The organism is Pseudomonas palleroniana, assembly GCF_022836895.1.
Lineage (GTDB): Bacteria > Pseudomonadota > Gammaproteobacteria > Pseudomonadales > Pseudomonadaceae > Aquipseudomonas > Aquipseudomonas palleroniana.
Genome location: NZ_CP092411.1, coordinates 677226 through 694344 on the forward strand (window position 1 = coordinate 677226; position 17119 = coordinate 694344).

Consider the following 17119-nt stretch of genomic DNA (forward strand, 5'->3'; position numbering starts at 1 on the left):
TTGGAAGGGACTCAGGCGGCGGTGGGCCGTGCTGGGCAAGTCAAACTTAACAGAGATCACACCTATGCTTTTTTCCCGTAAGGCGGTTTCCAAGCGTCACCTGCTGCTGATCGCAGCCGGTTTCAGTACCGTATTGACTGGTTGCGCCACGTCACCGGCCTCCAAGGTCGCGTCGAGCACCAAGGTCGAGTACTACCCGAACTGCTACGAGCCGGTGCAGCACCTGCGCGCCACCGATTCGAACATGACCAAATCGGTGGTGACCGGTGCGGCCATCGGCGCGGCCGGTGGTGCATTGCTGGGTGCCCTGACCGGCGACGCCGACAAGCGCGGTCGTAACGCGGCCATTGGCGCTGCGGGCGGTGCACTGGCTGGCGGCGCGGCGGGTTACTACACCGAGCGTCAAAAGCAGATCGCCGATGACAAGCAGCGCATCGCGTCCTACTCCACCGACTTCAATAAAAGCGCGTCCGACATCGACCGCAGCACCGCTTACGCCAAAGCGTCCCAGCAGTGCTATCAGAGCGCGTTCACCCAGCTGGTGAATGACCGCAAGGCCAAGACCGTCAACGACACCGAAGGCCGCAAGCGCCTGGCGGAAATCGTCGCGGGCCTGAAGGAGTCCAACGACCTGATCGTCGCGGTCAACGGCAAGGCCAGTGAAGACCTGAACAACTACACCCAGGCTTATGAGAAAGACCTGCAACAGGTTGGCGTGCAACGTACCGACGTGGTCACCGTGGCCACCGCCGACACCACGCCTGTGGTAGCGCCGACCAAGGGTAAGAAAGCCGTAAAACCTGCGAAAAAGCCGGTTCTGCCAACCGTGCCTAAAGAAGCGGTCACTACCGAGAAGAGCATCCAGACCGTGCAGGCCAAGCAAGCTGAAAGCAAGCAGGTTGCCAGCGCCGGCAAGGCCCAGATCGAAGGCACTTGCCGCGATCCGAACCTGGCCGATTGGGCGCCGGTGCCTTGCCCTAACGTTTAAGCAAGATGTTGCTATAAGCGTTAAACGCCTGCCGATCTCCCGCTAAAGCGCGAGATCGGTGGCGTTCTGCCTGCAAATCGTTACACTGCTGCGGCCACTTAATAAATACACCGAGGCCGTGTGCATGAAATTTCGTCTTCTGCTGTGGGTGCTGGGCCTGATGATGGGCAAAGCCAGCCGCACCAATCCTGCCTTCCAGCAACAGTTGGGTGATAAAGACCTGGCGTTCCAGTTGCAGACTCTCGACGGCAAGGTTGCCCGTCACTTCATCGTCAAAGACCAGCGCATCACCAGCCGTTCGGGTGTACACCCGTCACCGGCATTTGCCATTGCCTTCAAAGACGCCGCCTATGGCTTTGCCACCATGCAGGCGAAGAACAAGCAACTGGCGTTCATGACGGGGATTCAGGACAAGTCGATCCAGATCAAGGGAAACCCGGCGCTGGTAATCTGGTTCCAGGGCTTGACCAAATATTTGAAGCCGAAGAAAAAGAAAGCCTGACAAGGGGCTTTGTAGTGAGTGGGCTTGCCCCGCGCTGGGTGGCGCAGCCGCCCTAAACCCAGGCACCTCGGTCTCTCTGAAACACCGCGGCGTTGCTGTTGGGGTGGCTTTGCCACCCAGCGCGGGGCAAGCCCGCTCACTACACAAGCTGAGCGTCAGCCTTGGTTGAACTGCGACGCCAACTCGCGCAACAACACCTCGGCATCCAGCACTTTACCCACCACGTCCTCTGCCTTGTCACGGCTCAACCCGAGGCGCTCGAGCAGCGCCTCCGGGATCGCTTCATCCGGCCCGGAACCGATGCCACGGCTGCGCAGCAAACGTACGGCCAGGCACACCAGGTTCGGGTACTCGGCGTATTGGCCATCGTAGGTCGGGTCGTGCTGGAAGCGCAGGGCGGTGGACAGTTCGTCCGGCATGTCCCAGTAGCGCATCAGCCAGGCGCCGATCTGTTCGCGGCTGATGCCCAGCAGGTGCTGTTCGACATAGCTGTGGCACAGGTGCGGGTTGACCTCCAGGTGGCGGCAGATCAACGAGAAATGTGGCGGGAATACGTGAGCCAGCAGCAGGTAACCGAAGTTGTGCAGCAGGCCGGCCAGGTAGGTCAGGCCGGCTTCCGGGCGCTGGGCGCGCGGCATGGCGCGGGTCAGGCCCTCGATCACGGCGGCGGTGTAGATCGATTGGTGCCAATACGGGGTGGCCTGGTGCGGATGGTCTTTGGGCAGGCTCAGGGTCTTGCCCAGGGCCAGGCCAAGCGCCAGGTTGATCACCAGGTCAAAGCCCAGCACACGCACGATGGCGTCTTCCACTGAGCGAATCTTACCTGGCGAGGCGTAGTACGGCGACGCGGCCCAGCTCACCACTTGGGCAGCCAGGGCCGGGTCGGTTTCGACCACGCCGGTAATGTCATCGATGGTGGCGTTGGGGTCGACGCGCAACTTGATGATTTTTTGCGCGGTATCGGCCAGCGGCGGAATTTCGATGGTCGCTTCCAGGCGTTGCTGGATACGCCGGGCGGTAAACGCCTGCATCGCCTGGGTAATTTCCTCACGGTCATCGTTGGGACGATCGAGGTTGGGGCGGATGTTGCTCAACGGCTCGCCGAAGTGCCCGGCGCTGGCCTTGGTGAGCATGGTCTTGAACATGTCACTGGCAATTTCCAGCAGCAGCCCGGCTTCGCCCGAATGCACCAGCAGGCTCGGTTCGTTTAGCAAGCTGCCTTCGTACAGGCATGGCGAACTGGTGAGCGCGGGCAGCCCGGGTAGCAGGCTCAATTCATGCTTGCCCAGCATGCGTTCGATGCGCTCCGGCGCTACGGCCGTCAGGCGGCGCCCGGTCAGTTCGGCCAAGCGGTTGAGGTCAAGCAACTGGTTCTGGGGGAACAGCACCATGAGAGCGCCAACGGCATCTTCCAGCAGTACCGCCTGGACCTTTCGCGCGGGATTCAGGCCAGGTTGTTCGGCAACTTCCGTGTAGGGGATGGCGAGCTTTGCGAGCAGAGCCCGAATGACCGGCGGAGCGGTCAGTGGGGCTGTGGCGAGGGCTACTTCTGACATGGCCTGATCCAAATTCGTACAGTCCAAGAAGTATAACCAGCTTGATACAGGTGTTGGTCGGAAAGTGAGGCAGGCGTCACACTTGGCCGTATTGCTGTCCATGTCGTAGCCAACGATTCAGCAATGGGCTGACATGCTCCGGCCAGCGCTCCAGTAGCGCTTGTGCCGCGTCACGCACGGCGGGCAGCAGGTCGGCGTCGCGCATCAGGTCGGCGACCTTGAATTGCAGCAGGCCGGTCTGGCGGGTGCCGAGCATTTCGCCGGGGCCGCGCAGTTCGAGGTCTTTCTCGGCGATGACAAAACCATCGTTGGTTTCACGCATGATGCCCAGGCGCTGACGACCGATTTGCGATAGCGGCGGGTGATACAGCAGCACGCAATGGCTGGCCGCGCTGCCCCGGCCGACACGGCCGCGCAGCTGGTGCAGTTGCGCCAGGCCCAGGCGCTCGGGGTTTTCGATGATCATCAGGCTGGCGTTGGGTACGTCCACACCCACCTCGATTACCGTGGTGGCCACCAGCAGTTGCAGGTTGCCGGCCTTGAATTCGGCCATCACCGCAGCTTTTTCCGCAGGCTTCATGCGGCCGTGGATCAACCCGACCTTCAATTCGCCCAAGGCGCTGCTGAGGTCTTCGTACGTGGTTTCGGCGGCCTGGCAGGTCAGTTCTTCGGACTCTTCGATCAGCGTGCACACCCAATAGGCCTGACGACCTTCGGCGCAGGCTCCGCGTACGCGCTCGATTACTTCCACGCGGCGGGTGTCGGTGACCAGGACGGTATTGACGGGGGTACGGCCGGGAGGCAGTTCGTCGAGGATCGAGGTGTCGAGGTCGGCATAGGCGCTCATGGCCAGGGTGCGCGGGATCGGGGTGGCGGTCATGATCAACTGGTGCGGGTTCATGCGCCCGCCCACGCCTTTCTGGCGCAGAGCCAGGCGCTGCTGCACGCCGAAGCGGTGTTGCTCGTCGATGATCACCAGTGCCAGGTTCTTGAACTGCACTTCGTCTTGGAACAATGCGTGGGTGCCGACCACCATCGGCGCACCTGCGGCGATCTGTTCCAGCGCCGCCGCACGGTTCTTGCCCTTGAGCTTGCCGGCCAGCCACGCGACTTCCAGGCCCAAGGGTTCGAGCCAGCGTTTGAAGGTAATGAAATGCTGTTCGGCAAGGATCTCCGTAGGCGCCATCAGCGCGACCTGGTAACCGGCCTCCAGTGCTTGCAGGGCGGCGAGGGCGGCGACCACGGTCTTGCCGGCGCCTACGTCGCCCTGGATCAGGCGCAGCATCGGTTCTTTCTGGCTCAAGTCGTAGGCGATTTCATTGCCGACGCGCTGTTGTGCTCCGGTCGGGGTAAAGCCGAGGTTGGCCAAGTAGAGTGCGGGCAAGCGCGTGGCCTTGGGCATCGCCGGCGCGCGCAGCGAGCGCATGCTCTCGCGCAGGCGTTGCTGGGACAGTTGGTGGGTCAGCAGTTCCTCGAAGGCCAGGCGGTGCTGGGCCCAGTGATGACCCAGGGCCAGTTCGTCGACATCGGCGTCGGCGGGTGGGTGATGCAGGTAGCGGATCGCATCGTCCAGGGGCGCCAATTGGTAATCGCGGGCAAGCTCCAGGGGCAGCCAGTCGGGCAGGCTTTTCGGGCCGAGCATCGTCAGGGTCTGCATGCACAGCTGGCGCAGGCGTTGTTGAGTCAAGCCTTCGGTGAGCGGGTAGATGGGCGTCAGCGTGGTGTCTACCGGCGGCGGCTCGTCGCCGGTGATGGCGCGGTATTCCGGATGGTAGATCTCCAGGCCCGAGGCGCCGGGGCGCGCCTCACCGTAGCAGCGTACGCGGGTGCCGCGCTTGAGGCCCTCTTTCTGTGCGTTGCTGAAGTGATAGAAGCGCAGGCTCAGCCCGCCGGTGCCGTCCTGCAGGCGTACCACCAGGCTGCGGCGCTTGCCCATGACCACGTCGGCACCGCTGACGGTGCCTTCGATCACCGCATCCTGCCCAGGACGCAACTGGCCGATAGGTACCACGCGGGTGCGGTCCTGATAGCGCAGCGGCAGGTGGAACAGCACGTCCTGGAGGTTTTCCAGGCCGACCTTGGCCAGTTTTTCGGCCATGGCTTCACCGACACCCTTGAGTGCCGTCACCGACACCTGCGACAGTTCAGTCATACGACGTGTCAGCTCGCAGCCGTCGGCTTGGCCACCGAACACAGGCGGATCGAGTCGGCGAGGATCTCAATGGCTTTGGGCCGCGGGAAACTGGCGCGCCAGGCAATGGCCACGGTACGGAACGGCACGGGTGCCGTGAGCGGGCGCACTTCGATCACGCCGGGGGCGTAGTGATGGCTGTCCACTGCCGACAGCGGCAGGATCGAAATGCCCAGGCCGGAGGCGACCATGTGGCGAATCGTCTCCAGGGAGCTGGACTCCACGGTGGTGTGCTTGGCGCCGTCGTTGCCCTTGGTCAGGGTCGGGCAGGCTTCGAGCACCTGGTCGCGGAAGCAGTGGCCTTCGCCGAGCAGCAACAGGCTCTTGTCGTTGAGCAGGCCGGCGTCGATCGTGTCTTTCTGCGTCCATGGGTGCGAGGCCGGCATCAGCACATAGAACGGCTCGTCATAGAGCGGCAGGGTCAGCACGTCTGCTTCGTTGAACGGCAGGGCAATGATGATCGCGTCCAGCTCACCGTTGCGCAGCTTGTCGCGCAGCACATGAGTGAAGTTTTCTTCGATGTACAACGGCATCTGCGGTGCAACGCGGTGCAGTTGCGGAATCAGGTGCGGGAACAGGTAGGGGCCAACGGTATAGATGGCGCCAACCTTCAGAGGCGCGGTCAGCTGGTTCTTGCCGGCCTGGGCCAACTCGCGAATGCTCTGCGCCTGCTCCAGGACTTTCTGGGCCTGGGCCACAATGCCTTCGCCCACCGGGGTGAGGCGTACGGCGCTTTTGCTGCGCTCGAAGATCAGCACACCGAGTTCGTCTTCAAGCTTTTTCACGCCCACCGACAGGGTCGGTTGGCTGACATGGCAACGCTCGGCCGCATGGCCGAAGTGCTGCTCTTGGGCGAGGGTCACGATGTAGCGTAATTCTGTAAGAGTCATAGCGGGCGTCCATGAGGTACAGCCCAAGCATACCGGCTGCAATCGATAGACGCACGTTATCAGAACTTTGGTGGGGATTGAGTGGGGATTTTGCTGAAGGTGGTGAGAGTTGCCCCTCACCACGCTCAGCGTTACCGGCGGCGCTTTTCGATGTTGTAGACGAAGGGCGCAACGATTTCGATGCTGCCACCTTTCAGCATGTCGGCCGGCGGCTTGGGCAGTGGCTGGGCACGACGGATCATGTCCAGGGTCGCACGGTCCAGGTCGGCGTTGCCGGAGCGGCCTACCAACTCATAGGACAGCACATTGCCCTCTCCGTCGACCACGAAGCGCAAGCGGTTCAGGCCTTCCTTGCCGCTGCGCTGGGCGCTTGGCGGGTACTTCTTGTACTTCTGCAAATGCGCCAGCAGGGCACCTTCCCAGGATGCTTTGGCGGCGACCTGTTGGGGGGACGGGCCAGGCACCGGCTGGGCCGACTTTTCTGCGGGCGCGTTGGTCGGTGGTGTTTCACTCGGCGGCTCTTCGGAAGGTTTCTCCTTGGGCGGCTCGGGCTTCTTCTCTACCGGTTTGGGCGGCGCAGGCTTGGGCTTGGGTTTGACCGGCTTGGGCACCTGGATCGTTGGCTTGGGCGCCTCGGCCAGTTTCGGCAGGGGCAGCTCTTCCACCGGAGCGGGCGGTTGCGGCGGCGTGATGACCTTGGGCGGCGCCGGCGGTGGTGGTGCCGGCATCGGCGCCAGGTCGATGACCATGGCCGCCGGCGGCAGCTGCACCGGATGCGGCGCGGACCATTGGAGCGCGATGAGGATCGCGACGGCATGCACGCCTAGCACGACGGCAAGGCTGGTGCCATAACGCGTCAGTTTGTGGCGCGTCGTGATCATTTCTTGGCTGCCGTCTCAAGTCCGACCAGGCCCACCTTGAGGTAGCCGGCTGCCCGCAGGGCATCCATCACGCTCATCAGGTCGCCGTAGTCCACGCCCTTGTCGGCCTGGAAGAAGATCGTCGTGTCTTTCTTGCCTTGGGTCTTGGCATCGAGCACCGGGCCCAGGGTTTCAGCCTTGACTTCTTCTTCGCCCAGGAACAGGCGTTGGTCCGCCTTGACGCTGAGGAAGATCGGTTTCTCCGGCCGTGGTGCAGGCTTGGCGCTGGACGCGGGCAGGTCGACCTTGATGTCTACGGTCGCCAGTGGAGCCGCCACCATGAAGATGATCAGCAGCACCAGCATCACGTCGATAAACGGCGTGACATTGATCTCGTGGTTCTCGACGAGCTCGTCGTCGCCTTGATTCAAATGCAGGCCCATGGCCGATTACCCCACTTTCACCATGTGCGGTTGCGAGCTGCGCTCGGTAGGCAGGTGATCGAGGTCGCGGCTGACCAGCAACAGGACTTCTGCCGACGCATCCGACACCTGCGCCTTGTAGCCGGCAATCGAACGGGCGAACACGTTGTAGATCACCACCGCAGGAATCGCCGCAACCAGGCCCAGGGCGGTAGCCAGCAAGGCTTCTGCGATACCGGGGGCAACGACGGCGAGGTTGGTGGTCTGGGTTTTGGCGATACCGATGAAGCTGTTCATGATGCCCCATACGGTGCCGAACAGGCCGACGAATGGCGCGGTAGAGCCGATGGTTGCGAGTACACCGGTGCCGCTGCTCATGTTGCGACCGCAGGCGGCCACCAGGCGCTCCAGGCGGAAGCTGACGCGTTCCTTGATGCCTTCTTTTTCACGCGTGTTGGCCGACAGGCGCATTTCTTCCAGTGCGTCGTGCACCAGCAGGTTGGCCAGGGTGCCCTTTTTGGTCGCGGTGTCGCTCGCTTCCTTGAGGGTGGTGGCCTTTTTCAGGTGGGCGATTTCACTGCGCAGACGACGCTTGGCGCCCAGCAGTTCAAAGCCTTTGGCGATCCAGATGGTCCAGGTAATGATCGAGGCGATGGCCAGGCCGATCATCACGGCTTTTACCACCACGTCAGCGTTCTGGTACATGCCCCACGGCGACAGGTCATGGGCCATGCCCAGGGTGTTGTCTTCTTCCAGCACAACGCCGGGTTCGGCGGCAGGCGCTGGAGTGGCGGCCTGGGATGGGTCAGTGGCAACCGGTGCGGCGGCAGGAGCCGCCGGGGCTGCAGCGCTGTGCTCGGCAGTGGCCGGAGTGGCGGGGGCAGTGGCGTCAGCGAATGCGGCGGTCGGCGCCAGCAGTACGCTGAACAGCATCGCAGCCACCGCACGCCAGGCGCGGGAGGGACTGTGAAGCAGGGTTGGCGAAGCGGGGTTGATATTACGTGTCATGCTGGCCGGACCTGAGAGAAGAAAATGGGTGATCGCCCTTCCAGACCCTTTGGGCCGAGGACAAATGGGCGGACATTATTGCAAGTAATTCTTGTTAACTAAAGTAATACAGTTACTTTATTTGTCCTTTTGCTGGCCGCTGGTCATCTTCGGGGGCTAATCTGCGCCTTTAAGAACGGAGTTTTGAAATGTCTGCGCCTTCTGTTGTGATTGCCGGTTGCGGTGATGTGGGTAGTCGGCTGGCTAGCCAATTGCTGGCCTCGGAATGGGAGGTACACGGCTTGCGTCGCGATATTTCGCGTCTGCCCGACGGCGTAATCGGCATTGCCGGTGACCTGTTCAACAAGGACTGCCCTGACACCTGGCCGATCGGCGGGGTGGATTACCTGGTGTATTGCGCTGCCGCAACGGACCACGATGAAGCCGGCTACCGCGCCGCTTATGTGCAAGGCTTGCAGCATGTGCTGGAGTGGCTGCAGGACTACGGCCAGGCGCCGAAGCACCTGCTGTTTGTGTCCAGCAGCAGCGTGTATGGACAGCAGAATGGTGAGTGGGTCGATGAAACCTCCGACACTCAGGCCAAAGGTTACTCCGGCCAAGTGATGCTGGAGGCTGAGCAAGTCGCCCTCAACAGCGGTATTCCCGCGACCGTCGTGCGCTTGACCGGTATTTACGGCCCGGGCCGTGAGTGGCTGTTGACCCAGGTTCGCCAAGGTTATCGCGTGGCGATCGAGCCACCTTTGTATGGCAACCGGATCCATGCGGATGATGCGGCAGGCCTGCTGGCGTTTTTGTTGCGCCATGTGGAGCAGGGTGGTTCGCTGGACAAGATCTATATCGGTGTCGACGATGCGCCTGCGCCGCTGGCTGAAGTGGTGGCTTGGCTACGCGAGTATCTGGGCGTGACCGAATGGGCCGAAGACGCCAGTGTGCGGCGTGCCGGCAGCAAGCAATGCAGTAATGCTCGAGCTAAAGCACTGGGTTGGCGCCCGGCCTATCCGAGTTACCGCGAAGGGTATGCGGCGATTCTTGAAGGTAAGTGCTGAATAAAACAGCTAATTTGTAGTGAGCGGGCTTGCCCCGCGCTGGGTGGCAAAGCCGCCCCAACAAAGACGCCGCGGTATTTCAGGAGGACTGAGGTGCCTGGGTTTGGGGCGGCTGCGCCGCCCAGCGCGGGGCAAGCCCGCTCACTACAGAGCTGCGTGCGTCATTGCTTTTCCAGTAGCCATTGACGCGGCCCCGGCGTAAACGAAGGTACTTCGTCCGCCTGAGCAGTGTTCACCGCCTGGAATATTTCCAGTTGCTTGCCCTTGCGGGCGAAGATCCACGGGTTACCCTTGCCGTTCAGTTGCAGCCAGATGCTGTCGTAGCCGCCGCTCATGGAGGCGCAGTCGCCGGCCAGGCACAGCGAGTAGTGATCGACCCCAGGCAGGCCGGCGACCTTGCCGTTGGCCTGGAACTGCACCGTGGAGCCGTCACCGTTGCCGTCGGTGATCTTCCAGTCGCCGCCCATGTAAGCTGCATACAGTGCCCGCTCGAAGTTGGCACCCAGCGGTGCGCCTTCCGGGGCCGGGTCTTTGGCGCGGGCGAACAACTGTTCAGGCTCGTTGTCGTTGGCCACTTGCAGCAGTTGTTTGCCTTTGCGCTTGAGTTCGGTGGCTGCGCTGCCGTAGAAGTCGACGCTCCAGGCGCCTGGTTTCTCGCCGATCAACTTGCCTTCGGCGACTTCAAAACCGTTGTAGTAGCGCGCCTGCAGCGCTTTGGTATTGACCTCCCATTCGAGGTTCGGCCCATTGCTCTGCAGTGCTTCACGCAAAGGGCCGCCCTTGGCTGCTGCGTCGATGGCGGCCTGGTTGATCCAGGTGCCACTCACATCCAGGTCTGCAGGGTTGCTGGCGCAGCCGCCCAGCAGCAGGGCGAGCAACGAAGAGGCTACAAGCGCTTTGCGCATTACGAAATCCTTTTAAAACAAAGTCGGCGCGGCCTGTGGAGGCTGCGCCGGGTGTTTTTACTCGATGACCAGAATCGCGTCCATCTCAACCTGCGCGCCCTTTGGCAGAGCGGCCACGCCAATGGCGGCGCGGGCTGGGTAGGGTTGTTCGAAGTACTTGCCCATGATCTCGTTGACCTTGGCGAAGTGGCTCAGGTCAGTCAGGAAGATGTTCAGTTTGACGATGTCCTTGAACGAACCACCAGCAGCTTCGGCGACGGACTTGAGGTTTTCGAAGACTTGTACGGTCTGTGCTTCGAAGCCTTCAACCAGTTCCATGGTCTTTGGGTCCAGCGGGATCTGGCCGGACATGTAGACGGTATTGCCTGCCTTGATCGCCTGGGAATAAGTACCGATGGCGGCCGGGGCCTTGTCGCTGTTGATAACAGTCTTGGTCATTTGTGACTCCTTGTAAGAGAAGATGACTTATTTGATGCGCTAAGCACGCATGCGGGTGATGCGGATCACCCCGGTCAGGGCGCGCAGTTTCTTGATCACGCGGGCCAGGTGCACGCGGTCGTGGACGCTGACCACCAACTGGACCACGCTGATGCGGCCGTCGCGTTCATCCATGCTGATTTTTTCGATATTGCCATCGGCTGCGTTGACGCTGCTGGCCAACAGGGCGATCAAGCCGCGCTGGTGTTCCAACTCCACTCGCAACTCGACGTTGAATTCGCCGGTGACATCCTTGGCCCACGAGAGCTGGATGCATTTTTCCGGGTTGTGGCGGATTTCGCTGATGTTTCGGCAGTTGTCCAGGTGCACCACCATGCCTTTGCCGGCGGACAGATGGCCGACAATCGGGTCGCCCGGGATCGGCGTGCAGCACTTGGCGTAGCTGAGCACCAGGCCCTCGGTGCCGCGAATCGCCAGCGGGCCTTCGGGGCTTGGCAACTGCTCGCCTTCGCCCAACAGGCGACGGGCGACCACGTAGGCCATGCGGTTCCCCAGGCCGATATCTTCCAGCAGGTCTTCGATGTTTTGCTGGTGATACTCGTTGAGTATCGCCTGCACACGCTCGTGCGGGATCTTGTCGAGGGCGCTGTCGAAACCGTTGAGCACCTTGTTCAGCAGGCGTTCGCCGAGGCTGATGGACTCGGAACGGCGTTGCAGTTTCAGGGCGTGGCGGATGTGCGTGCGTGCCTTGCCGGTGACGACGAAATTGAGCCACGCCGGGTTCGGGCGTGCGCCCGGGGCGCTGACGATCTCGACCGTGGAACCGCTTTGCAGGGGCTCGGACAGCGGCGCGAGGCGACGGTTGATCCGGCAGGCAATGCAGCTGTTACCCACGTCGGTATGCACGGCGTAGGCAAAGTCGACCGCCGTGGAGCCTTTGGGCAGCTCCATGATGCGGCCTTTGGGCGTAAATACGTAGACCTCGTCCGGGAACAGGTCGATCTTCACGCTTTCGATGAATTCCAGGGAGTTACCAGCACGTTGCTGCATTTCCAGCACGCCTTTTACCCATTGGCGGGCGCGGGCATGGGTGCCTTTGGGTTGCTCGTCGCCGCTGGACTTGTAGAGCCAGTGGGCAGCGATGCCATTGTTGGCCATTTCTTCCATTTCCCGAGTGCGGATCTGGATCTCGATCGGCACCCCGTGCATACCGAACAACGTGGTATGCAGCGATTGATAGCCGTTGGCCTTGGGAATGGCGATGTAGTCCTTGAAGCGACCCGGCAGCGGCTTGTACAAATTGTGTACGGCGCCGAGTACGCGGTAGCAGGTGTCGACCTTGTCGACGATGATCCGGAACGCATACACGTCCATGATCTCGTTGAAGGCCCGACGCTTGCCGCGCATCTTTTTATAGATGCCGTAGATGTGTTTCTGCCGGCCGCTGACTTCGCCTTCGATCTCGTCGATCGCCAGGCAATGGCTCAGGGACTCTTCGATCTTGTTGACGATTTCCTTGCGATTGCCACGGGCGCGCTTGACGGCCTGGTAGATGCGCGCCGAGCGCATCGGATGCATCGCTTTGAAGCCGAGGTCTTCGAATTCGATACGAATGGCATGCATGCCCAGCCGGTTGGCGATGGGCGCATAGATTTCCAGGGTTTCCTTGGCAATGCGCCGACGTTTTTCGCCGGACAGCACTTCCAGTGTGCGCATGTTGTGCAGCCGGTCGGCCAGCTTGACCAGGATCACCCGGATATCGCGGGCCATGGCCATGGCCATCTTCTGGAAGTTTTCCGCCTGGGCTTCGGCCTTGGTCTCGAAGTTCATCTGGGTCAGTTTGCTGACCCCGTCGACCAGTTCGGCCACGGTTTCGCCAAATTGCGCGCTCAGCGCTTCCTTGGCGATGCCGGTGTCTTCGATCACGTCATGCAGCATCGCGGCCATCAGGCTTTGATGGTCCATGTGCATGTCGGCAAGAATATTTGCCACCGCAAGAGGATGGGTGACATACGCCTCGCCACTGCGGCGGCGTTGGCCGTCGTGGGCTTGTTCAGCGTAGAAATACGCTCGGCGGACCAGGTTGACCTGGTCTGGGCCGAGGTAGGCCGATAAGCGATCGGCGAGGGCGTCTATGCTCGGCAAAGTGCGAACTCCTGCCGTTGGCTGTGACCCTGCGCCGTGCTACGTCGACCAGGCATAGGCTTAAACGGCCTCGTTGGACTCGTCCTCGAACGCTGCAAACAGCGGTTCGTCCTGAACGATTTCCTGCTCGGCGATGAACTCGTAGCTCATCAGGCCTTCAGCGATTTCACGCAGGGCTACAACGGTAGGCTTGTCGTTTTCCCACTGGACCAGAGGCTCTTTGCCACCAGTGGCCAATTGACGGGCACGCTTGGTAGAGAGCATGACCAGCTCAAAGCGGTTATCCACGTGTTCTAGGCAGTCTTCAACGGTTACGCGGGCCATGGTATTCCTCGGAGCGAATGCAAGATGCGCGCTGCCCGGTTGGGCGAGCGGACTAAACAGTTTAAAAAATCACCAGCGTTTAGGGAAGCGCTGATTTTCCGCAGGCCCTCGCAAAACCGCTACAGGCACCAATGTAAAGCCCTGGCGGCGGTTTTGGGAAGAGCCAATCAACCCAGCAGTTCGGCGAGCAATTTGCCGAAACGCTGCTGTTGGCGCTTTTGCTGCAGCTGATTGGTGCGGAAAATGGCCTTCAGATCATCCAGTGCGTGGGCAAAGTCGTCATTGATGATCAGGTAATCGTAATCGACGTAGTGGCTCATTTCACTGACGGCTTCGCGCATGCGACCTTCGATGATCTCGTTGCTGTCCTGGCCGCGATTGGTCAGACGCTGGTGCAAGGCTTCCAGGGACGGCGGCAGGATAAAGATCGAGCGCGCCTGGGGCATCAGCTTGCGTACCTGTTCGGCGCCCTGCCAGTCGATTTCCAGGATCAGGTCGTGGCCTTCGTCCAGGGTCTGCTGCAAGTGGCTCTGCGAGGTGCCGTAGAGGTTGCCGAAGACTTCGGCACGTTCCAGGAAGTCGCCGTGCTCGATCATCTTGACGAACTCGGTGCGCTCGACGAAATGGTAGTGCTCGCCGTTGACCTCGCCCGGGCGCATGGCGCGGGTGGTGTGGGAAACCGAGATGCGGATGTGCTCGTCAGCGTCGGTCAGGGCCTTGACCAAGCTGCTCTTGCCCGCGCCCGAAGGGGCGGAAATGATGTAAAGGGTGCCGGTGCTGTGGGTCATGGAAGTTGCCTTACTCAATATTCTGTACTTGTTCGCGCATCTGCTCGATCAACACTTTGAGGTTGACCGCCGCTTGTGTGCTGCGTGGGTCAAACGCCTTGGAACCCAGTGTATTGGCTTCGCGGTTGAGTTCCTGCATCAGGAAGTCCAGGCGCCGACCGGCGGCACCGGCGGACTTGAGTACGCGGCGCACTTCGAGGATATGGGTGCTGAGGCGGTCGAGTTCTTCCGCAACGTCGCTCTTCTGGGCCAGCAGGACCATTTCCTGCTCCAGGCGTGTCGGGTCCAGGTCAGCCTTCATGTCGGCAAAGCGATCGAGGACCTTCTGGCGCTGGGTGGCGAGCATTTGCGGCACCAGTTCGCGCAGGATGACCACGTCTTCTTCGATTGACGTCAGGCGTTCGTTGATCAGGCGGGCCAGTTCGGCGCCTTCGCGCTCGCGGCCGGCCTTGAGCTCCTTCAAGCCCTGATTGAACAGGGCCAGGGCTTCGGCGTTGAGCGCTTGCGGGTCGGTAGCGTCGGCCACCAGTACGCCGGGCCAGGCCAGCACTTCCAGTGGGTTAAGCGCGGCGGGCTGTTGGATCAGGCCGGCGATGGTTTCTGCCGCAGCGACCAGTTGCGCGGCGCGGTCGCGATCGACCTGCAAGGGCTTGCCGGTGGTTTCTTCGGTAAAGCGCAGGGTGCATTCCAGCTTGCCGCGCGAGATACCTTGGCGCAGCGCTTCACGCACGGCGCCTTCGAGGTCACGGAAAGACTCCGGCAGGCGCAGGTGCGGCTCCAGGTAGCGGCTGTTGACCGAGCGCAGTTCCCAGCTCAGGGTGCCTTGGGCGCCGGCTTTTTCGACGCGGGCGAAGGCGGTCATGCTGTGCACCATGGAGGTACCTCGCGTTGCAGCCCAGCAAATACGGGCTGATGGTTAGGAAGGCGCAGGATTGTAGCGTAGTGGGGCGGGCACGCCCAAACCCGAGCATTCGTAACCGAATTTTTTAGCAGTGCCCCGAATCGGCTCGCGGCTCTATAATGCTCGGCAGTTTTTCGTCCTCAGTACAGGTGTCTCCCTATGAAACGTCCAAGTGGTCGCGTTGCCGATCAGCTCCGCTCGATCCGCATCACCCGCAACTACACCAAACACGCCGAGGGATCTGTACTGGTCGAGTTTGGCGATACCAAAGTCATCTGTACGGTCAGCGTCGAAAATGGCGTACCACGCTTCCTCAAGGGCCAGGGCCAGGGCTGGTTGACCGCCGAATACGGCATGTTGCCGCGTGCGACCGGCGAGCGGAACCAGCGTGAAGCCAGCCGTGGCAAGCAAGGTGGCCGTACCCTGGAAATCCAACGCCTGATTGGTCGTTCCCTGCGCGCCGCGCTGGATATGTCCAAGCTGGGAGACGTGACCCTGTATGTCGACTGCGACGTGATCCAGGCTGACGGCGGCACCCGCACGGCGTCTATCACCGGCGCCATGGTGGCCCTGGTCGACGCGTTGAAAGTGATCAAGAAACGTGGCGGCCTGAAGGGCGGTGACCCGCTCAAGCAAATGATCGCCGCCGTCTCGGTGGGCATGTACCAGGGCGAGCCTGTGCTGGACCTGGACTATCTGGAAGACTCGGCTGCGGAGACCGACCTGAACGTGGTGATGACCAGCACCGGTGGTTTCATCGAAGTGCAGGGCACCGCTGAGGGCGCACCGTTCCAGCCGGCTGAGCTGAATGCCATGCTGGCCTTGGCCCAGAAGGGCATGACCGAAATCTTCGCACTGCAGACCGCCGCACTGGCTGACTGAACCCGCCTCAAGGAGAAGCGCCATGAATGACAACAGCCAAATGCCTGTCCCTACGCCTTCCTACGAAGTGCGCCAGGGCGCGATGTTGTGCCATCTCGCGGCGTTCCTGGGGTTTGTGTTCCCCTTCGGCAGCGTCGTGGGGCCGCTGATCCTGTGGCAGATGAAGAAGGAAGTGGACCCGTTCATTGATGACCAGGGCAAGGAAGCCTTGAATTTCCAGATCACCGTGGCCATTGCCTGGATCGCTTGCATCGTGCTGGCCTTTGCGGTGATTGGCTTTTTCCTGATGTTCGCCCTGGCGATCGCCACGGTGGTGCTGACCATCATTGGCAGTATCAAGGCCAACAAGGGGATCGCCTACCGCTATCCCTTGACCTGGCGTGTGATCAAGTAACGCGCGCCCAGCTGACCGGCAGGTACAAAAAAACCGACAGTGATGTCGGTTTTTTTGTGCCTGGAAAAAGACCTCAGATGGTCAGTGTCCAGTCGTAATCCACGATCAGCGGCGCGTGCTGCGAGAAGCGTGGCTGGCGTGGCAGGCGTGCGCTGCGTACAAACCGGCGCAGACCAGGGGTCAGCAACTGGTAGTCGAAACGCCAGCCCAGGTTGAGCATCTCAGCCTGTTCGTTATCCGGCCACCAGCTGTACTGGTCGCCTTCACGGCTGACTTCGCGCAGGGCATCGACATAACCCATGTTGCCGACAATCTCGTCCATCCAGGCCCGTTCCGGCGCCAGGAAACCCGGGGATTGCTGGCTGTCGCGCCAGTTCTTGATATCCAGCTTCTGTTGCGCCACGTACAGCGAGCCACAATAAATGTACTCGCGACGTTTGCGCCGCTGTTTATCCAGATAACGGGCGAAATCGTCCATTAGCTTGAACTTCTGGTTCAAGTCTTCATCGCCGTTCTGCCCCGAAGGGAGCAGCAAGGTCGCGATGCTGACCTTGTCGAAATCGGCTTGCAGGTAGCGCCCGTAGCGGTCGGCTGTCTCGAAGCCGAGGCCGCTGATGACCGCCTTGGGTTGCAACCGCGAGTACAAAGCCACGCCACCTTGGGTGGGCACTTCGGCATCGCAGGCATAAAGGAAGTAGCCATCCAGTTGGAAGGCTGGGTCGTCCAGTTCAAAGGCGGAGGCGCGGGTGTCCTGCAGGCAGATGACGTCGGCATTCTGTGCTTGCAGCCAACTGAGCAAACCACGCTCGACTGCAGCCTGAATACCATTAACGTTCACACTGATGATCCGCATAAATGGCCCCAAAAATCGCGTGCGTG

Annotated in this window: 18 protein-coding genes; 5 read left to right on the forward strand and 13 right to left on the reverse strand. The window is 61.4% G+C overall.

Features of this window, described 5'->3' with window-relative positions; translation table 11 throughout:
- The first annotated feature begins 64 nt into the window (after positions 1-64).
- Both tagQ and MJP36_RS02860 read left to right on the forward strand, forming a co-directional pair.
- A complete protein-coding gene (tagQ, locus tag MJP36_RS02855; RefSeq protein WP_060756676.1) occupies positions 65-988 on the forward strand; it encodes a type VI secretion system-associated lipoprotein TagQ in 924 nt (307 codons plus the stop codon).
- A 124-nt stretch (positions 989-1112) separates the two neighbouring features.
- Positions 1113-1490, forward strand: coding sequence for a helicase (locus MJP36_RS02860; RefSeq protein WP_104995025.1), 378 nt, complete (start codon positions 1113-1115; stop codon positions 1488-1490).
- A gap of 155 nt (positions 1491-1645) precedes the next feature.
- Here MJP36_RS02860 and MJP36_RS02865 read toward each other — a convergent pair whose 3' ends face one another.
- From MJP36_RS02865 to exbB, 6 genes are all read right to left on the reverse strand, one after another.
- Complete coding sequence (locus tag MJP36_RS02865; RefSeq protein WP_104995024.1) at positions 1646-3046, reverse strand: aminoacyl-tRNA deacylase and HDOD domain-containing protein; 1401 nt, start codon at positions 3044-3046, stop codon at positions 1646-1648.
- Positions 3047-3122: 76 nt separating this feature from the next.
- Positions 3123-5198 (reverse strand): ATP-dependent DNA helicase RecG, encoded by a 2076-nt coding sequence (gene recG, locus MJP36_RS02870; protein WP_090372290.1) that lies wholly within the window; start codon positions 5196-5198, stop codon positions 3123-3125.
- Positions 5199-5206: 8 nt separating this feature from the next.
- Positions 5207-6127 carry a hydrogen peroxide-inducible genes activator gene (locus MJP36_RS02875; protein WP_244384861.1) on the reverse strand — a complete coding sequence of 307 codons (921 nt, stop codon included), beginning with the start codon at positions 6125-6127 and terminating at the stop codon, positions 5207-5209.
- A 131-nt stretch (positions 6128-6258) separates the two neighbouring features.
- Positions 6259-7008: an energy transducer TonB family protein gene (locus tag MJP36_RS02880; protein WP_060756678.1), complete on the reverse strand. Its 750-nt coding sequence runs from the start codon at positions 7006-7008 to the stop codon at positions 6259-6261.
- Positions 7005-7430 (reverse strand): TonB system transport protein ExbD, encoded by a 426-nt coding sequence (gene exbD / locus MJP36_RS02885; protein ID WP_003195519.1) that lies wholly within the window; start codon positions 7428-7430, stop codon positions 7005-7007. Before exbD ends, MJP36_RS02880 begins: the two co-directional genes overlap by 4 nt.
- A 6-nt stretch (positions 7431-7436) precedes the next feature.
- A complete protein-coding gene (gene exbB, locus MJP36_RS02890; protein ID WP_060756680.1) occupies positions 7437-8417 on the reverse strand; it encodes a tonB-system energizer ExbB in 981 nt (326 codons plus the stop codon).
- 188 nt (positions 8418-8605) lie between these two features.
- Here exbB and MJP36_RS02895 point away from each other — a divergent pair, with 188 nt between their 5' ends.
- Entirely contained in the window at positions 8606-9463 is an 858-nt protein-coding gene (locus tag MJP36_RS02895) for an SDR family oxidoreductase (RefSeq protein ID WP_161548603.1), read from the forward strand.
- 161 nt (positions 9464-9624) lie between these two features.
- Here MJP36_RS02895 and MJP36_RS02900 read toward each other — a convergent pair whose 3' ends face one another.
- The 6 genes from MJP36_RS02900 to MJP36_RS02925 all read right to left on the reverse strand — a co-directional run bounded on the left by MJP36_RS02900 (position 9625) and on the right by MJP36_RS02925 (position 14937).
- On the reverse strand, positions 9625-10368 hold the full coding sequence (locus MJP36_RS02900; RefSeq protein WP_060753674.1) for a hypothetical protein: 744 nt from the start codon (positions 10366-10368) through the stop codon (positions 9625-9627).
- A gap of 57 nt (positions 10369-10425) precedes the next feature.
- Entirely contained in the window at positions 10426-10806 is a 381-nt protein-coding gene (locus tag MJP36_RS02905) for a RidA family protein (protein ID WP_060753673.1), read from the reverse strand.
- Positions 10807-10845: 39 nt separating this feature from the next.
- Positions 10846-12951 (reverse strand): bifunctional GTP diphosphokinase/guanosine-3',5'-bis pyrophosphate 3'-pyrophosphohydrolase, encoded by a 2106-nt coding sequence (gene spoT / locus MJP36_RS02910; RefSeq protein ID WP_060753672.1) that lies wholly within the window; start codon positions 12949-12951, stop codon positions 10846-10848.
- Between the two features lie 60 nt (positions 12952-13011).
- Positions 13012-13275, reverse strand: a complete 264-nt coding sequence (gene rpoZ, locus MJP36_RS02915) for a DNA-directed RNA polymerase subunit omega (protein WP_060753671.1) — start codon at positions 13273-13275, stop codon at positions 13012-13014.
- A gap of 167 nt (positions 13276-13442) precedes the next feature.
- On the reverse strand, positions 13443-14063 hold the full coding sequence (gene gmk, locus MJP36_RS02920) for a guanylate kinase (protein ID WP_060753670.1): 621 nt from the start codon (positions 14061-14063) through the stop codon (positions 13443-13445).
- A 10-nt stretch (positions 14064-14073) separates the two neighbouring features.
- Positions 14074-14937 (reverse strand): YicC/YloC family endoribonuclease, encoded by an 864-nt coding sequence (locus tag MJP36_RS02925; RefSeq protein ID WP_090367966.1) that lies wholly within the window; start codon positions 14935-14937, stop codon positions 14074-14076.
- A gap of 186 nt (positions 14938-15123) precedes the next feature.
- Here MJP36_RS02925 and rph point away from each other — a divergent pair, with 186 nt between their 5' ends.
- Positions 15124-15846: a ribonuclease PH gene (gene rph / locus MJP36_RS02930; RefSeq protein WP_161548604.1), complete on the forward strand. Its 723-nt coding sequence runs from the start codon at positions 15124-15126 to the stop codon at positions 15844-15846.
- Between the two features lie 22 nt (positions 15847-15868).
- Positions 15869-16240, forward strand: coding sequence for a DUF4870 domain-containing protein (locus tag MJP36_RS02935; protein ID WP_060753667.1), 372 nt, complete (start codon positions 15869-15871; stop codon positions 16238-16240).
- A gap of 73 nt (positions 16241-16313) precedes the next feature.
- On the opposite strand, the gene MJP36_RS02940 is transcribed toward MJP36_RS02935, so the two are convergent.
- Positions 16314-17093, reverse strand: a complete 780-nt coding sequence (locus MJP36_RS02940) for an exodeoxyribonuclease III (RefSeq protein WP_003195493.1) — start codon at positions 17091-17093, stop codon at positions 16314-16316.
- Between the last annotated feature and the right edge of the window lie 26 nt (positions 17094-17119).

What these genes read in the sequence shown, in the direction of transcription:
- tagQ (WP_060756676.1), top strand. Translation starts at nt 65, where the DNA reads ATGCTTTTTTCCCGTAAGGCGGTTTCCAAGCGTCACCTGCTGCTGATC.
- MJP36_RS02860 (WP_104995025.1), top strand. Translation starts at nt 1,113, where the DNA reads ATGAAATTTCGTCTTCTGCTGTGGGTGCTGGGCCTGATGATGGGCAAA.
- MJP36_RS02865 (WP_104995024.1), bottom strand. Translation starts at nt 3,046, where the DNA reads ATGTCAGAAGTAGCCCTCGCCACAGCCCCACTGACCGCTCCGCCGGTC.
- recG (WP_090372290.1), bottom strand. Translation starts at nt 5,198, where the DNA reads ATGACTGAACTGTCGCAGGTGTCGGTGACGGCACTCAAGGGTGTCGGT.
- MJP36_RS02875 (WP_244384861.1), bottom strand. Translation starts at nt 6,127, where the DNA reads ATGACTCTTACAGAATTACGCTACATCGTGACCCTCGCCCAAGAGCAG.
- MJP36_RS02880 (WP_060756678.1), bottom strand. Translation starts at nt 7,008, where the DNA reads ATGATCACGACGCGCCACAAACTGACGCGTTATGGCACCAGCCTTGCC.
- exbD (WP_003195519.1), bottom strand. Translation starts at nt 7,430, where the DNA reads ATGGGCCTGCATTTGAATCAAGGCGACGACGAGCTCGTCGAGAACCAC.
- exbB (WP_060756680.1), bottom strand. Translation starts at nt 8,417, where the DNA reads ATGACACGTAATATCAACCCCGCTTCGCCAACCCTGCTTCACAGTCCC.
- MJP36_RS02895 (WP_161548603.1), top strand. Translation starts at nt 8,606, where the DNA reads ATGTCTGCGCCTTCTGTTGTGATTGCCGGTTGCGGTGATGTGGGTAGT.
- MJP36_RS02900 (WP_060753674.1), bottom strand. Translation starts at nt 10,368, where the DNA reads ATGCGCAAAGCGCTTGTAGCCTCTTCGTTGCTCGCCCTGCTGCTGGGC.
- MJP36_RS02905 (WP_060753673.1), bottom strand. Translation starts at nt 10,806, where the DNA reads ATGACCAAGACTGTTATCAACAGCGACAAGGCCCCGGCCGCCATCGGT.
- rpoZ (WP_060753671.1), bottom strand. Translation starts at nt 13,275, where the DNA reads ATGGCCCGCGTAACCGTTGAAGACTGCCTAGAACACGTGGATAACCGC.
- gmk (WP_060753670.1), bottom strand. Translation starts at nt 14,063, where the DNA reads ATGACCCACAGCACCGGCACCCTTTACATCATTTCCGCCCCTTCGGGC.
- MJP36_RS02925 (WP_090367966.1), bottom strand. Translation starts at nt 14,937, where the DNA reads ATGGTGCACAGCATGACCGCCTTCGCCCGCGTCGAAAAAGCCGGCGCC.
- rph (WP_161548604.1), top strand. Translation starts at nt 15,124, where the DNA reads ATGAAACGTCCAAGTGGTCGCGTTGCCGATCAGCTCCGCTCGATCCGC.
- MJP36_RS02935 (WP_060753667.1), top strand. Translation starts at nt 15,869, where the DNA reads ATGAATGACAACAGCCAAATGCCTGTCCCTACGCCTTCCTACGAAGTG.
- MJP36_RS02940 (WP_003195493.1), bottom strand. Translation starts at nt 17,093, where the DNA reads ATGCGGATCATCAGTGTGAACGTTAATGGTATTCAGGCTGCAGTCGAG.